Origin of the sequence: Treponema peruense (assembly GCF_016117655.1) — a bacterium.
Classification (GTDB): Bacteria; Spirochaetota; Spirochaetia; order Treponematales; family Treponemataceae; genus Treponema_D; species Treponema_D peruense.
In genome coordinates, this window is record NZ_CP064936.1 from 2,372,699 (window position 1) to 2,388,211 (window position 15,513).

Consider the following 15,513-nt stretch of genomic DNA (forward strand, 5'->3'; position numbering starts at 1 on the left):
ATGTTAAAAAAAATTAGAACTAAACTATTTTTAAATGTTCCGGCAGAGCACTTTTATTTGTACCCCGCCGGATTTGTCTGTATCAAAACAGCGCAGTGCAATTACATGCTTGCGTTGCTTTCCTTTTCCCATGAAGAAACAACATCTGCCTTGACGTCTGCCCAGTCTTTTGTTTCCTGAGCATACTTAAGAAGAGATGCACCAAAGTCATCCTTGAATTTCTGTGACGGGAACAGAGTGAAGTTCCATGCAACAGAAGTAATTCCGTCTTTGGACATCCACTTGCTGATTTCTACAGCGAGAGGATCTGTTGGTCTTTCTGACTCTTTGAATGTGTCAAACGGAGCAATAAAGCCCAGCTTGTTTGTTACATAATTCTTTCCTGTCTCGCTTGAATAGAGCCAGTAGATAAAGTCAGCAGTTGCTTTCTGATCTGCAGCAGAAGCCTGTGAGTTGATTGCATAGAAGTTTTCTGTTCCGATGCAGAGACCCTGTGCTTCCTCCCCCTTAACACCTGTATAGATTGGAAGATACTTTACGTTCTCGGGAAGAACCTTGTTGCCCTTAACATCGGCAATCTGTCCCCATGCCCAGTTTCCGTTCTGTACCATTACACACTTTTCGAGGGCAAACTCAGACATTGAATCTACAACAGTCTTTGTTCCTACTGTCTTTCTGCTTACAACAGAATTGTTAAGATAAAGGTCAAGAATGTTCCTGTAATTGTCGCCGTACTCAAAGTTAATTTTCTTTGTAGCGTCAGAAGCAAGGTCTACGTTGTTGTTCTTGAACTCATAGTATACAGGAAGGTTTGCAAGGTGTGTCTGCCATCTCCAGTCTTCTCCTGCCTTGAGTGATGTAGAAGCGAATACACCGTCAATTCCAAGTGCTGCAGCATTCTTCTGCATATCTTCTACAACAGCCTTAAGTTCTGCAAAGTTGTTTACTTCATCCATAGAAGCCATGTTTACGGCCTTGTTTGAAAGAGCAAAATACTTGTCTGTAAGTGCCTTGTTGTAAATAATTCCATAGCCTTCTACTACATACGGAATTCCATAGACTTTTCCGCCTGAAGTAACAGCGAGTGATTTGTCAGAAAGGTGCTTGTAAAGCTCTGTGTTTGAAAGGTCTGCACAATAGTCCTTCCAGTTTGCATATCCTCTTGGTCCGTTGATCTGGAACAAAGTAGGAGCTTCTTTTGTTGCCATCTTTGACATAAGGGTTGACTCATAGGCGTTGTTTGCCGCTGTTTCAACAATAACCTTAACACCAGTTTCCTTTTCATAGGCTTCTGCAAGTTCCTGATAAATACCTGCAACCTCTGGTTTAAAGTTAAGATAGCGGACAGTTCCTGCTTCAGATTTCTTGCTGCAAGATGCCATTGTAAGGACCGAAGCAACTGCCATTGTCGTAGCCGCCACAGCTGTCAAAACTCTTTTCATACTTTTCATTATTGCCTCCTAGCATATAACACAATGAAACGTTACTGGAAACGTTTCCAATTACTAATAATTCTAGCACATTTATGCAGGATGTCAAACTTTTTTTTTCATTTTTTGAAAATTAATGCCTTTCTTTAATCAAAAAAGTAACTTTTGACAAACCTTTCCAGACAAAATAACCCGCTGCCAATAATTCAATTTTTGTGCGTTCAGTAAAATCTTTGCAAAGTTCTTCTATTAAAATACAAAGATCACCCACTTCTATTCCCGGCGGATTCACGCTCCGCGGACAAGCGTAAACGCACGGCTTTTTTTTATTGTGCATTTATGTTACACTCTCGGCATTATGTTTTCTGAGATAAAAAAATCTGTGGCGTCGGGACTGCTTATTACAATCGGCGGTTGCGTCTACCTTACGTGCAATGAATACGGACTGGGCTGGTTCGGTTCAATTCTGTTTTCTGCGGGACTTTTTACAATCTGCGAATATCAGTTCAACCTTTACACAGGAAAAGTCGGTTACATAGCATGCAATTTTAAAGACACACGCTACATTCTTCTTGTACTTAGAATTTTACTGGTAAATCTTCTTACCTCTTTTTTAATGGGAATTCTTGTAGGCAGATATTTTCCTGTAGTAAGCGGGGCTGCAAAAAAAATTTACGAAGCAAAACTAAACTGTTCACTTGTAAAAAGTTTTATTTCTGCCGTTTTCTGCGGAATACTCATGTATCTTGCCGTTGACACATGGAAGCGCGGCAAAAAAATTGGCGTGTTTATTTACATTCCGGTTTTCATAATGTGCGGCTTTGACCACTCCATTGCAAACTCTTTTTATAACGGAGCAGCCCTTGGGGAACATACATTTACTCTTGCAAATGCAGCCCTTACAACCGTGGTAATTCTTGGAAATGCCGCCGGCGGAATGATTTTCCCCCTGTTAATCAAAGAGCGCTAAATGCGTATAAATAAGGAACGTATTTCAAGAACGGCGGAGATTCCACCGTTCTTGAAAACTTCAGTTGCTCCGCAACTGTCTTTATTTACGCGTGCGCTCTCGCGCACTAATTTAACTCAATCGCAAGTTGATACTTGCTCAATCGTTAAATTTCAAGGAACATTTTGTGTATGCGGTCGTCACCGCCCAGCTCTGGATGAAAAGCCATTGCCAGCTGGTTTTTGTATTTTACGGCTACAATTGTATTTTCATGCCGCGCAAGAATCTGCACGTCAGGCGACACACTTTCTATTGCAGGTGCACGTATAAATGTCATGGGCACATTACCGATTCCGGCAAAATCACCTGATGTATAAAAACTTCCCAGCTGGCGGCCGTAAGCATTTCTTTTTACACTTACAGGAAGCGTGGCAAAATTGGTTCTGCCGTCGTCACTGTGCTGTGCAAGAAGAATAAGCCCTGCGCATGTTGCAAGAACAGGCATTCCGTCCTGAATTCTTTTCTTTAACCCTTCAAACATATCCAGTTCCCTTAGAAGCTTGCCCTGAACGGTGCTTTCTCCTCCAGGAAGAATCAGATAGTCAAAGTTTTTGTCCAAATCGGACTTTTCCCTCAGTTCAATGCATTCCGTGCCAAGCCTTTTGCATACGGCCTCGTGCTCTATAAAAGCCCCCTGAAGGGCAAGCACTGCAACTCTCATTTTCCGCGCTCCGCCATAAGAAGGGCAATTTCGTCTTCGTTGATTCCAACCATTGCTTCACCCAAATCTTCAGAAAGTTCTGCAATAAGTTTTGCATCAGTAAAGTTTGTTACAGCCTTAACGATTGCAGCCGCACGCTTTTTTGGATTGCCAGACTTGAATATTCCGGAACCGACAAACACGCCTTCTGCACCGAGCTGCATCATAAGAGCCGCATCTGCCGGAGTCGCAACACCGCCCGCAGCAAAATTTACAACCGGCAGCTTTTTGTTGTCATGTACAAAACGCACAAGTTCGTACGGAACACCCAGTTCCTTTGCAGCCTGGAAAAGTTCGTCAGATCTCATTGAACCCAGGCGGGCTATATCTGCATTCATTTTGCGCATGTGTCTTACAGCCTGAACAACATCACCTGTTCCCGGTTCACCCTTTGTTCTTATCATGGAAGCACCTTCACTTATTCTTCTGAGGGCTTCACCCAAATCTTTTGCACCGCACACAAACGGAACTTTGAATTCATTCTTGTTGATGTGGTAAATATCGTCAGCAGGAGAAAGAACTTCACTTTCGTCAATGTAGTCAATTTCAATTGCTTCAAGAATCTGTGCTTCTACAAAATGTCCTATGCGGCACTTTGCCATAACCGGAATGGAAACGGCCTGCTGAATTCCCTTAATCATTTTGGGGTCACTCATTCTTGAAACACCGCCAGCTGCACGTATATCTGCAGGAATGCGCTCAAGTGCCATAACCGCACACGCACCTGCTTCTTCTGCAATTTTTGCCTGTTCCGGTGTAGTTACATCCATTATAACACCGCCCTTAAGCATCTGGGCCAGCTGTTTGTTAAGTTCATATCTCTGTTCTGCCATATTTTCCTCCAGACAGCCTTGTTACAGTAGCTGCCATATTTTTTTTAGAGCGTAAACTATTTGGCGCTGCCGTTAAAGATTCAATTCAATTTTTTTTGAGGGTGCCAGTTTGTGCAAAAACAGGGTGCCAGTTTGTGACAGCCACAGACCAGCCCTTAAAAACACCCATATTCCATTAAGCGTGTTACAGATAAACGTGATATAATAGAAGAATGAACAGCAAATTCAAAAATCTCATTGAACTTCACCTGCACATAGACGGTTCGGTTTCGCCTGCATCTGCAAGAAAACTTTCACAGCTTTCAGGAATTCCCGTTCCCGAAAAGGACGAGGACTTAAAAAATGCGCTCATGTGTCCGCCGGGATGTCGCAGCCTTAACGAATACCTTTCACGCTTTGACCTGCCCTGCTCGCTTATGCAGACACAAAAATGCATTGAGTCTGCCGTAGAGACGCTCTGCCTTGAATTAAAACAGCTGGGACTTTCCTATGCTGAACTCAGATTCGCGCCGCAAAAACACTGCGAAAAAGGTCTGGTACAGGAAGACGTCATTGAAGCGGCCTCATCCGGAATAAAAAACTCGCACTTTAACGCGTCACTTATTTTATGCTGCATGAGAGGAGACAAAAACCGCGCGCAGAATATCAGAACCGTGGAACTTACAAAAAAATATCTTGGCAAAAATGTCTGTGCCTGTGACCTTGCCGGAGCAGAAGCGCTCTTTCCTACACAAAATTTTGCAGATGTATTTGCCCTTGCCAGAAAACTTGAAGTTCCGTTTACAATACATGCAGGAGAAGCATGCGGTCCCGAAAGTGTGGCGGCGGCTGTAGAAATGGGGGCTTCACGCATTGGACACGGAATAAACGCGGCCCGTGATGAAAAAGTCATGGAACTTCTTGCAAAGAAAAAAATTCCGGTTGAATGGTGCCCAACCAGCAACATTAATACCTGCGTTGCGCCTTCAGTAAAAGAAATGCCCGTTCCAAAACTCATGCGCTCCGGAATAATTGTCACTGTAAATTCAGACAATATGTCGGTTTCAAACACAAACATAATACACGAACTGCAGGCTGCAAAAGAAGCATTCGGTTGGGACGACAAAACAATTGAACAGCTTCTGCAAAATGCCCGCGACTGCGCTTTTGTACGAGGGTAAAGACTTCCCCTCGGATAAAACTTAATTATGAAGTTAATCAGTATCTAAATCCTTAAATCGTAAAGACTTAGATATTAATAATTTACTGTTTCACTTATAATTATATATCAAAAAAGTGTTATTAAGTAACTTGTTTAAGTAAGATTTTTTCTAATAGAAGAAATACGGAATTTATGCTATAACATTAAATTGAGGAAATAATTATGATTACTGGCGAAATAAAAAACAAAATAGATTCAATCTGGGACGACTTTTTCAGTGCAGGTATGAGCGAATATCTTACTGTCATCGAACAGTTTTCATACCTTATGTTCATCCACTCTCTTGATGAAGTTGAAAATGAAACTGAACAGTACGAAAAAATGTCAGGTGAAAAAAAAGAACACATTTTCCCGGAAGATAAGCAGAAATATCGTTGGCACATTTTTAAGACATTCGAAGAAAACGAACTCTTTACTTTGATGAACAAAGAGATTTTCCCATTCATCAAAAAAATCAACGCAAACGAAGAAAGCGCATTTGCCCGCTACATGAAAGATGCAGCATTCTCTATTCCAAGCCCGCAGACCTTAAAAGCCGTAATCACAAAGCTTGATGAACTTTTTGAAAATCCAGAAGTTCAGACCCGCGACATGCTTGGTGATATTTACGAATATGTCTTGAGCAAAATGAATTCCAGCGGACAGGTAGGAATGTTCCGCACACCAAAGCAGATTCGCGATATGATGGTTCAGCTTATCCGCCCTCAACCAATGGATAAAATTTGTGACCCTGCCTGCGGTACAGCCGGCTTCCTTATTTCAAGCGCTGAATTTATCCGTGATACTTACGGAAACAAAATGGGTGACAAGGAATGGGAGCATTATTCAAAAGGACTTCTTACAGGCTTTGACACAGGAAGTACAATGCTCAAAATCTCCGCAATGAACCTGCTTCTTCACTCAATCCACGAACCGCACATTGCATATCAGGACAGCGTAAGTAAAAATAACGAAATTGAAGGTGAATTCGATATTATTCTTGCAAATCCGCCGTTTACAGGAAGCGTAAATAAATCAACAATCGCAGAAAGTCTTACAAACGTATGTTCTACAACCAAAACAGAGCTTCTTTTTGTTGCCTTGTTTATCCGAATGCTCAAAAAAGGTGGCCGCTGTGCATGTATCGTTCCGGATGGAGTTTTGTTTGGTTCAAGCAATGCTCATAAAGCGCTACGTAAAGAGCTGGTAGAAAATCATCAGCTTGCAGCAGTTATCAGTATGCCAAGCGGAGTATTTAAGCCTTATGCCGGAGTAAGTACTGGTATTCTTGTTTTCACAAAAACAGGTGCAGGTGGAACTAATGATGTTTGGTTCTATGATATGAAAGCAGACGGCTACTCGCTTGATGATAAACGCCAGCCAATTGAAGCAAATGACATTCCAGATATCATCAAACGCTTTCACAATCTTGAAGAAGAAAAAAATCACAAACGAACAGAACAATCATTCTTCGTACCAAAATCAGAAATTGTAGAAAACGGATATGATTTAAGTATAAATAAATACAAAGAAGTTGTTTATGAAAAAGTAGAATATCCTGCTCCTAGTGTTTTAATAAAAGAAATAAAAGACTTGCAAAATGAAATTTCAAATGATTTGTCTGAATTAGAAAAAATGTTGGGAGAGTAATTGATGGATAAAATAATAACAAATCAAACTACAGGTGATATTGTAATCTATCAAACTCAAGCTGGTCTTACTCAAATAAATGTTAAGTTTGAAGATGAAACGGTTTGGCTTGCACAATCACAACTTGCAGAACTTTATCAAACAAGAAAACCAAATATCAGTGAGCACATAAAACATATTTTTGAAGAAGGTAAATTATCCGAACAGTTCAAATTGAAGGAAATCGTGAAGTAACTATAAGAGCAAATGGCAAACGGTAAAATGTAAGGAAATAAGATGACTTTTGCAGAAACTGAAACAACAGAATTAAAACAGAAATTCTCAGACTCTTTGCCAAAAGAAATTGTTGCTTTTTTAAATACAGATGGTGGAACAATTTATATTGGAGTTGATGACAGTGGTAAAATTCAAGGTGTTTCAAATCTAGATAAAACCTTAAAAAAAATTGCCGATATTTTGGAATTTCAAATTTTACCAGATTGCCGCTCTTTTGTAGAACTTGGAACAAAATTTATTGAACAAAAACATATTGTTACCATTAATGTAAAAAAAGGAGAAAATCTTTATTATATAAAAAAATATGGAAGAAGTTCTCAAGGTTGTTATGTACGTATAGGTTCTACAACTCGTTCTATGACAGAGGAACAAATAACTTTAACTCAGAATAAGTATTTTGATTCAAAGGTTAAAATCACAGAAATTGAAAGCAATATACAAACTCTGACATTTCAATATTTAAAATTATTGCTTACAGAAAAAGGTTTTTCTATAAATGAAAATACATTTGCTCAAAATTTTCACCTTTTAACGAAGAGTGGAAGTTTTAACAAAATGTCAGAACTTTTAGCAGATAAAAATGAATTTTCTATAAAAGTTGTTCGTTTTAAGGGGAAAGAAAAGTCAGATGGAATTGTAATGCGTAACGAATATGGAGAAAAATGTCTAATTGTTGCCATGAAACAAGCCTTTGATTATTGTGCAGATGTGATAAATGAAACTCGTATAAGTTTTGAAAAAGGCGTTAGAAAAGACATATCTCTTTTTGATAAAACAGCTTTTCGTGAAGCATGGTTTAATGCTTGTTTGCATAATAATTGGGCAGATGGAACTCCACCGGCAATATATATTTTTACAGATCGACTAGAAATCATTTCTTCAGGAGGACTTCCTGTAAATCTTTCTAAAGATGATTTTTTTCTTGGTGTTTCTAAACCAGTAAACGAAGAACTTGCAAAACTTTTTATTCGTTTAGATTTGATGGAACAAACGGGTTATGGTGTTCCTTTTGTAACAAAGCACTATGGCAAATCTGCTTTTGAATTTCTAGATTTCTTTTTGCGCGTAACAATCCCTTTTGCCTTTGAGTTGGAAAGTGAACCCCAAAGTAAACCCCAAAGTGAACCCCAAAGTGAACCCCAAAAGGATTCAAAAATTAGGGAAAAAATCATAAATGAAATTAAGAAAAATCCAAAAATTACAAAAGAAGAACTTTCTAAAAAGTTTGAACTTTCTCTTTCAACAATAAAACGAAAACTTTCAGAGATGAAAGATATTGTTTACTTTGAAGGTGCAAGTAAATCAGGTCATTGGGTCGTAAAAGATAATGAGTAAGGAAGAAAATATGAAAAATAAATGGCAAACAGTAAAACTTGAGGAAGAACTTGCCACACGGATTCGAGATTGCTAACGCAATCTCTGGGAGATAGGGAAATAATTATGAACGGAAAATGGCAAACGGTAAAACTTGGAGATGTGTGTGAAATACAATCAGGAGGAACTCCATCTCGAAGTAAAATTGAATATTGGAAAGATGGAAATATACCATGGGTAAAAATTGGTGATTTTTCAGATAAATATATCTCTAAAACATCAGAATTAATAACTCAATTGGGTTTAGAAAATTCTTCTGCAAAATTATTTACAAAAGGAACTCTATTATATTCAATTTTTGCAACTCTTGGTGAAGTTTCAATTTTAAATATTGATGCCACAACAAACCAAGCTATTGCAGGGTTAAAAATAAAAAATAACAACCAATTAGATATTAATTATCTGTTTTCATATTTAAAATCCATAAAAGATGAAGTAAATAGGATTGGACGAGGAGTGGCACAGAATAATATAAATCTTGGAATATTAAAGCAATTTGCAATCCCACTTCCTCCACTTGAAACACAACAAAAAATCGCCGCCGTTTTAGACAAAGTGCAAAAAATCATTTCAGAAAGCAAAGCCACCCTAGAAAAATACGACACTCTAATCAAATCCCGATTTATCGAGATGTTTGGGGATAATTCTACTGAAAACGGTAAATGGAATATTGAAAAAATAGAAGATATTTGCACAGTAACTTCAAGCAAACGGATTTATGCAGAAGAGCAAAGTACAACTGGAGTACCTTTTTTACGAATATCAGATTTAGTTTCCAGAATTAATGGAAATCCAATAAATGATCTTTTCATTCCAAATAGCAAATTCAAAGAGTTTCAGACAAAGGGACTTGTTCCTTCCGTAAATGATATATTAATTACATCAAGAGGAACGCTGGGACTTTGCTATATAATCAAACCTGAAGACGAATTCTATTTTCAAGATGGTATGATTACCTGGTTAGCTTTTAAAAATCATAATAAGGTTTTATCTGTTTTCATTGACTGGCTATTTAAGAGTATATTGAAAACAAAAATTGATAATGAAACAAATGGAGCTACCGTAAAATATGTTTCAATATCAGATTTGAAGAAACTTCAAATTCCTGTTCCTCCACTTGAACTCCAAAACTCCTTCGCCGCTTTCGTCCAACAAATCGACAAATCAAAATTTGCCGTGCAGAAGGCTCTGGAAAAAGCGGAGACTTTGTATAAATCGCTTATGCAGCGATATTTTGCGTAGCAAAATTCGGTAAGCAGTTTGCTGCTACGAATATTTTGGATGAATTATTCTATCTCTCGTAGTATAATAAACTAACAGGAGGTTGTAATGTATATAAAAGACGGCATTTGTTATGCAGGAGAATTAGTTCCAGAAATTGAAGTTGCCTCTATAAAGATTCTTGATGACGGAATGATGCTGGTAGATTTTTCAACTGGAGAAACTCGGCTTTTTGATGTTACAAGTCTGCTTGATAAAGGTTCAGCCTTTGCGCCTCTTGCATCCGAAGAAAACCGCCGTACAGCAAAAGTAACGCATGGTTTTGTATCTTGGTTAGATGGTGAAATTGATATTGCACCAGAAACATTATATTCAGAAAGTTATAAATACACGAAAGAAGTTTATGCGCAGGAGTTTTAGATGCCAGAGTTAAGCCGTTTTGAAGGAATGACAATTTACATGCTCTTTCGAGATAACAAAGAGCACAATAAGCCTCATGTTCATGTCTATTATGGCGAATATAAAGCTGCTATTGGCATAGATGGAGAATTATTAGCTGGAAAATTACCTGCAAGACAATTAAAGATGGTAACAGGTTGGCTTGCGCTACATGAGGAAGAAGCCTATGCCGCTTGGAATCTTGCAGTTAGCGGCGAATATTTTGAGAAAATTTCTCCGTTAAAATAAACATTCATTATAGGCTCAAATTAAGGAGCTTATATGAAAAAGACATTGATTAATCAAATCCAGATGGAAATGTCTGGTGTACTGAACAATGCTCAAAGACAGAAACTGTGTAAAGTCCTTGAGCATTGCTTTTTTAACTTGGATATCGTTGCTTTGGATTCTCAAGCACTGAATCACGGTAAAGACAACGTAACTTTGAAAGAAGAATTTCTTTCGGCTAAGCAAGTTGAAGGTTGTTCGGAACGTTCTGTAAACTATTATAGTTCAACTTTAGATAACCTGATAAAATCGCTTGTAAAACCATTTAACCAGATAGAAACAGAAGATTTACGTGTTTATTTAAGTGAGTACCAAAAGAAAAATAATGCTTCAAAGCAGACAATTGATAATATCCGTCGTATTCTTTCCAGCTTTTTTACTTGGCTTGAAGACGAAGACTATATTTTGAAAAGTCCCGTAAGAAGAATTCATAAGATTAAAACAATGAAGCAAGTAAAGGAGACTTATTCTGATGAAGCATTGGAAAGACTCCGGGATAACTGCAAAACGATTCGTGATTTAGCCCTTATTGATATACTTGCTTCTACAGGCATGCGTGTTGGCGAGCTTGTAAAACTTAACAGAGCTGATGTTGATTTTGCAAATCGTGAATGTGTTGTTCTTGGTAAAGGTTCCAAAGAAAGAATCGTATATTTTGATGCTAGAACAAAGCTGCATTTACAGAATTATTTGAATTCCAGAAAAGATGAAAATGAGGCTTTATTTGTAAGTTTGCTTGAACCTCATAACAGGCTTGAAATTGCAGGTGTTGAAATAATGCTTCGTAAATTAGGACGCAGCTTGGAAATAAATAAAGTGCATCCACATAAGTTCAGGCGTACTTTGGCTACCCGTGCAATCGATAAAGGCATGCCAATTGAGCAGGTTCAGAAGCTTTTGGGGCATCAAAAAATAGATACAACGATGGAATACGCTATAGTTGACCAGCAAAATGTAAAAAATTCACACAAAAAGTATCTGAGTTAATACAAAATTTAAGCATCTCGACTAATCGTAAAATCCCGATTTATCGAGATGTTTGGGGATAATTCTACTGAAAACGGTAAATGGAATATTGAAAAAATAGAAGATATTTGCACAGTAACTTCAAGCAAACGGATTTATGCAGAAGAGCAAAGTACAACTGGAGTACCTTTTTTACGAATATCAGATTTAGTTTCCAGAATTAATGGAAATCCAATAAATGATCTTTTCATTCCAAATAGCAAATTCAAAGAGTTTCAGACAAAGGGACTTGTTCCTTCCGTAAATGATATATTAATTACATCAAGAGGAACGCTGGGACTTTGCTATATAATCAAACCTGAAGACGAATTCTATTTTCAAGATGGTATGATTACCTGGTTAGCTTTTAAAAATCATAATAAGGTTTTATCTGTTTTCATTGACTGGCTATTTAAGAGTATATTGAAAACAAAAATTGATAATGAAACAAATGGAGCTACCGTAAAATATGTTTCAATATCAGATTTGAAGAAACTTCAAATTCCTGTTCCTCCACTTGAACTCCAAAACTCCTTCGCCGCTTTCGTCCAGCAAATCGACAAATCAAAATTTGAAATGGAAACAATCGTAAAATTGTGCTATACTACCTTGATGTAGAGGAGCATAAGGTTGGCAAATTTTGATTTTCTTACATACGACAAAAATTATAGTGCTTTTTCGCAGTTAGCCATTGATGCAGAAAGACAGTACAATAAAAATACAGTTTTTTCAGTTTTTGCAGCTCGTAAATCTTTAGAACAAGCTGTTAAATGGATGTACTCAGTTGATGGTGATTTACGAAAACCTTATGACGATTCCATTCAAGTGCTAGTTCACGAACCAACCTTTGTAAATGCAGTTCCATCAAATATTCTAAGTGATATGCAAGTGGTCATAAGAATTGGAAACAAAGGCGTTCACGATACTGTTGTCGTAGAAAAAAAATTTGCTCTTTTTTCTTTAAAAGCATTGTTCAATTTTCTAAATTGGCTGGATTATACCTATGGGGTGGATTATAAACAGCGAACTTTCGATATAAATGCTATTCCAGTAAATAAAGTTGTTATTGCAAAAAAGCCAAATCGTGAAGAAATCCAAAAATACAAAGACGAAATAGAACAAAAAGATAGTACTATTTCAGATTTGATAAAGCAACTTGCAGAAGCTAAAGCAGAAATCCAAAATAGAAAAGAAAATCCTGTTTCAAAACCAGACCTCAAACTAGAAGATTTAAGCGAATTTCAAACTCGAAAGATGTTTATTGATGAAGACCTAAAACTTATAGGTTGGAAAATAGACCAAGTTCAAGTTGTAGAAGAATATCCAGTTGATGATTTAGAAAACATTCCTGGCAAAAAAGGATATATTGATTATGCCCTGTTTGGAAAAGACGGTTCTCCACTTGCAGTTATAGAAGCTAAAAAAACAACAAAAGATCCAAATGTCGGAAAGCAACAAGCAGTTCTTTATGCAGATTGTTTGGAGAGAAAATTTGGTCGCCGTCCTTTTATCTTTTATACAAATGGTTTTGAAACATTCTTCTGGGACGATACCCAATATGCACCAAGAACCGTTAGTATGATATTCAGTATGGACGATTTACAAAAACTTATGGATAGGCGAAATTTGCTTAGTCCACTAAGCTCCGTAAAAATCAATACAGAAATTTCTGGTCGTCCTTATCAGATGAAAGCAATTCGCTCTATTTGTAGCGAAATTGAAAAGAAAATCCGAAAGTTCCTCTTGGTTATGGCAACGGGAACAGGAAAAACACGTACAGCAATTTCTATTGTTGATGTTTTAAGCCGTGGTCATTATGTTTCAAATGTTTTGTTTTTGGCAGACCGTATTCAACTTGTTGAACAAGCCTATGACGCATTTAAAGAAAACTCCCCGGAAACAACAATATGTAATCTTTTAGATTCAAAAGATAAAGAACAAAACAAAGGTGCTCGTATAGTATTTAGTACATATCCAACAATTCTAAATGCAATAGACACAGAAAAAAACAAAGACGGAAACAGAACTTTTACACCGGCACATTTTGATTTAATCATTATTGATGAAGCCCACCGTTCTATTTTCAAAAAATATCGTGCAATTTTTGAATATTTCGATGCTTTCCTTGTTGGACTTACAGCCACGCCTCGTAAAAGTGTTGATGCAAGTACATTTGAATTTTTTGAATTACAAGATGATGTTCCAACTGATGTTTATGAATATGAAACAGCAATTTCTGATGAATATCTTGTTCCGTATCACGCTATAGAAAAAACTTCTACATTCTTAGATGAAGGGATTAATATTGATAATCTTTCGGAAGAAGATTTAGAAAAGATACAAGAAGCCGAAGAAAACGGTGATGAGCCTTTTGAAGAAATTCCGCCAAAAGCAATAAATGAATATGTATTTAACGAAGATACCACAAGAAAAGTTCTTGAAGATTTGATGCAAAAGGGTATTAAAATTAATGGTGGCGACAAACTTGGAAAAACTATAATTTTTGCTTATAACAAAAATCATGCACAACATATTGTAGATGTTTTTAACAAATATTATCCGCAGTACAAAGGCAAAATGTGTCAAAGAATTGTTTGTGATGATTCAAAAGTAAAATCAACAATTAAAGAATTTAAAAAATCAGATTCCCAGCTTCAAATTGCTGTAAGTGTTGATATGCTGGACACTGGCGTTGATATTCCAGAAATTGTAAATCTTGTTTTTTATAAAAAAATTCGAAGCAAAATTAAGTTTTGGCAAATGATTGGTCGTGGAACTCGTCTTGCTCCAAATCTTATTTGTACAGATGAAACAGGAAGTTATGTAGGTAAAAATTATTTTTATATTTTTGATTATCTACGCAATTTTGAATTTTTCAGAGAGCAAAAAAACGGAATAGAAGGATCTAGTGCAAAAGCCTTAAGCGAAAGAATTTTTACACATAAATGCAAAGTTATAAAACATCTTCAAGATTCAGCTTGGGCAGATCAAAAATTTATTGATTATAGAAATCAACTTGTATCAGAATGTTTGGAACAAATTGCTCCTTTAAGTGAAAATTTAAAAAGAGGTTCTACAAGTGCAATTTTAGCTAGACAATATATAATAAAATATCAAAATGAAAAAGCATTTGAATGTCTTGAAGAAGATGATGTTAAAGAACTTGAAGACCACATTGCGCCGCTTGTATTCAATGAAGAATTAGATCAATATGCAAAAGGTTTTGATAATTTTTGCTATGGAATTATGGAAGCACATCTTTCTGAAAAATCCATTTCGTTTTATCGTGGAAAAATTAAAACTGTTGCAGAAATATTGTTAACAAAAACTTCAATTAAAGTTGTAAGAGATAATTTACCACGATTACAACATTTGGCAGTAAACTCTTATTATGATGGGTTGAATGTACTAGATTACGAAGAAATCAGAAAAGAAATTAGAGAACTTGCTCAATTTTCAGTAGATAAACAGTCACAAAAAAACATCTTTGTAAATTTCGATGACGATATACATGATGTTGATATTCCAGAAGGAGCAGCAAATCCTACCCCAGCTGATAATTTTGATGAATATAAAAGGAAAGTAAATGCCTATCTTTCAGAACACATGGATGATAAAGCAATTACAAAACTTAGAACAAACCAGCCATTAACAAAAGAAGATTTCGAAAATCTAAATCATATTTTTAAAGAAGAACTTGGCAACGAACAAATGTTTAATGAATTAAGTGATGGAAAATCTCTCGGTGTATTTATTCGTCGTGTTACAAAAATGGATAAAAGTGCTATAAATAACTATTTTGCAGAATTCATCAATGATACAAATATGAACAATATGCAAATTGAATTTGTGCAACGCTTAATTGACATTATTGTAGAGCAAGGCGAAATCAATATGGAATCATTGATGAAAGGAAGAGCCCCATTTGATAGACCAAAATTCTTTACAATTTTTGGAACAGAAGCTCAAAATAAAATATTTTCACTTGTAAGAAGCATTAATGAAAATGCCAAGGAAGTAGCATAAAATTTATTTGAAGAATGAGTTATCTATTAAATTTGATGAAAACTTTTTGCTTATATAACTTCAACAGGGTTCATTCTCGACTA

General features: G+C 36.4%; 14 protein-coding genes. 11 read left to right on the plus strand and 3 right to left on the minus strand.

The window, feature by feature from the left end; all coding sequences use genetic code 11:
* Positions 1-101: 101 nt before the first annotated feature.
* A complete protein-coding gene (locus IWA51_RS10900; RefSeq protein ID WP_198443701.1) occupies positions 102-1,442 on the minus strand; it encodes an ABC transporter substrate-binding protein in 1,341 nt (446 codons plus the stop codon).
* 346 nt (positions 1,443-1,788) lie between these two features.
* Between IWA51_RS10900 and IWA51_RS10905 the strand changes: the two genes are divergently transcribed.
* Positions 1,789-2,400: a formate/nitrite transporter family protein gene (locus tag IWA51_RS10905; protein ID WP_177528644.1), complete on the plus strand. Its 612-nt coding sequence runs from the start codon at positions 1,789-1,791 to the stop codon at positions 2,398-2,400.
* 145 nt (positions 2,401-2,545) lie between these two features.
* Here the strand turns inward: IWA51_RS10905 and pdxT are convergent, their stop codons facing one another.
* Both pdxT and pdxS read right to left on the minus strand, forming a co-directional pair.
* A complete protein-coding gene (gene pdxT / locus IWA51_RS10910; RefSeq protein WP_198442437.1) occupies positions 2,546-3,100 on the minus strand; it encodes a pyridoxal 5'-phosphate synthase glutaminase subunit PdxT in 555 nt (184 codons plus the stop codon).
* Positions 3,097-3,972, minus strand: coding sequence for a pyridoxal 5'-phosphate synthase lyase subunit PdxS (gene pdxS / locus IWA51_RS10915; protein WP_198442438.1), 876 nt, complete (start codon positions 3,970-3,972; stop codon positions 3,097-3,099). The genes pdxT and pdxS overlap by 4 nt, the downstream gene beginning before the upstream one ends.
* A gap of 212 nt (positions 3,973-4,184) precedes the next feature.
* Between pdxS and add the strand changes: the two genes are divergently transcribed.
* The 10 genes from add (at position 4,185) to IWA51_RS10965 (ending at position 15,430) form a co-directional block, all read left to right on the plus strand.
* Positions 4,185-5,132, plus strand: a complete 948-nt coding sequence (gene add / locus IWA51_RS10920; protein ID WP_198442439.1) for an adenosine deaminase — start codon at positions 4,185-4,187, stop codon at positions 5,130-5,132.
* A gap of 203 nt (positions 5,133-5,335) precedes the next feature.
* On the plus strand, positions 5,336-6,802 hold the full coding sequence (locus IWA51_RS10925; RefSeq protein ID WP_198442440.1) for a type I restriction-modification system subunit M: 1,467 nt from the start codon (positions 5,336-5,338) through the stop codon (positions 6,800-6,802).
* Positions 6,803-6,805: 3 nt separating this feature from the next.
* Complete coding sequence (locus tag IWA51_RS10930) at positions 6,806-7,036, plus strand: virulence RhuM family protein (RefSeq protein WP_198442441.1); 231 nt, start codon at positions 6,806-6,808, stop codon at positions 7,034-7,036.
* 42 nt (positions 7,037-7,078) lie between these two features.
* Positions 7,079-8,413, plus strand: coding sequence for an RNA-binding domain-containing protein (locus IWA51_RS10935; protein WP_198442442.1), 1,335 nt, complete (start codon positions 7,079-7,081; stop codon positions 8,411-8,413).
* Positions 8,414-8,518: 105 nt separating this feature from the next.
* A complete protein-coding gene (locus IWA51_RS10940) occupies positions 8,519-9,694 on the plus strand; it encodes a restriction endonuclease subunit S (protein ID WP_198442443.1) in 1,176 nt (391 codons plus the stop codon).
* Positions 9,695-9,781: 87 nt separating this feature from the next.
* Positions 9,782-10,093 (plus strand): DUF2442 domain-containing protein, encoded by a 312-nt coding sequence (locus IWA51_RS10945; RefSeq protein WP_198442444.1) that lies wholly within the window; start codon positions 9,782-9,784, stop codon positions 10,091-10,093.
* Positions 10,094-10,360, plus strand: coding sequence for a DUF4160 domain-containing protein (locus IWA51_RS10950; RefSeq protein ID WP_198442445.1), 267 nt, complete (start codon positions 10,094-10,096; stop codon positions 10,358-10,360).
* 33 nt (positions 10,361-10,393) lie between these two features.
* Positions 10,394-11,386 (plus strand): site-specific tyrosine recombinase/integron integrase, encoded by a 993-nt coding sequence (xerA, locus tag IWA51_RS10955; RefSeq protein WP_198442446.1) that lies wholly within the window; start codon positions 10,394-10,396, stop codon positions 11,384-11,386.
* Positions 11,387-11,434: 48 nt separating this feature from the next.
* A complete protein-coding gene (locus tag IWA51_RS10960; protein ID WP_198442447.1) occupies positions 11,435-12,022 on the plus strand; it encodes a restriction endonuclease subunit S in 588 nt (195 codons plus the stop codon).
* A gap of 12 nt (positions 12,023-12,034) precedes the next feature.
* Positions 12,035-15,430, plus strand: coding sequence for a type I restriction endonuclease subunit R (locus tag IWA51_RS10965; RefSeq protein WP_198442448.1), 3,396 nt, complete (start codon positions 12,035-12,037; stop codon positions 15,428-15,430).
* Positions 15,431-15,513 lie beyond the last annotated feature (83 nt).

Coding starts and splice junctions, on each gene's coding strand:
- IWA51_RS10900 (WP_198443701.1), bottom strand. CDS start 1,442: ATGAAAAGAGTTTTGACAGCTGTGGCGGCTACGACAATGGCAGTTGCT.
- IWA51_RS10905 (WP_177528644.1), top strand. CDS start 1,789: ATGTTTTCTGAGATAAAAAAATCTGTGGCGTCGGGACTGCTTATTACA.
- pdxT (WP_198442437.1), bottom strand. CDS start 3,100: ATGAGAGTTGCAGTGCTTGCCCTTCAGGGGGCTTTTATAGAGCACGAG.
- pdxS (WP_198442438.1), bottom strand. CDS start 3,972: ATGGCAGAACAGAGATATGAACTTAACAAACAGCTGGCCCAGATGCTT.
- add (WP_198442439.1), top strand. CDS start 4,185: ATGAACAGCAAATTCAAAAATCTCATTGAACTTCACCTGCACATAGAC.
- IWA51_RS10925 (WP_198442440.1), top strand. CDS start 5,336: ATGATTACTGGCGAAATAAAAAACAAAATAGATTCAATCTGGGACGAC.
- IWA51_RS10930 (WP_198442441.1), top strand. CDS start 6,806: ATGGATAAAATAATAACAAATCAAACTACAGGTGATATTGTAATCTAT.
- IWA51_RS10935 (WP_198442442.1), top strand. CDS start 7,079: ATGACTTTTGCAGAAACTGAAACAACAGAATTAAAACAGAAATTCTCA.
- IWA51_RS10940 (WP_198442443.1), top strand. CDS start 8,519: ATGAACGGAAAATGGCAAACGGTAAAACTTGGAGATGTGTGTGAAATA.
- IWA51_RS10945 (WP_198442444.1), top strand. CDS start 9,782: ATGTATATAAAAGACGGCATTTGTTATGCAGGAGAATTAGTTCCAGAA.
- IWA51_RS10950 (WP_198442445.1), top strand. CDS start 10,094: ATGCCAGAGTTAAGCCGTTTTGAAGGAATGACAATTTACATGCTCTTT.
- xerA (WP_198442446.1), top strand. CDS start 10,394: ATGAAAAAGACATTGATTAATCAAATCCAGATGGAAATGTCTGGTGTA.
- IWA51_RS10960 (WP_198442447.1), top strand. CDS start 11,435: ATGTTTGGGGATAATTCTACTGAAAACGGTAAATGGAATATTGAAAAA.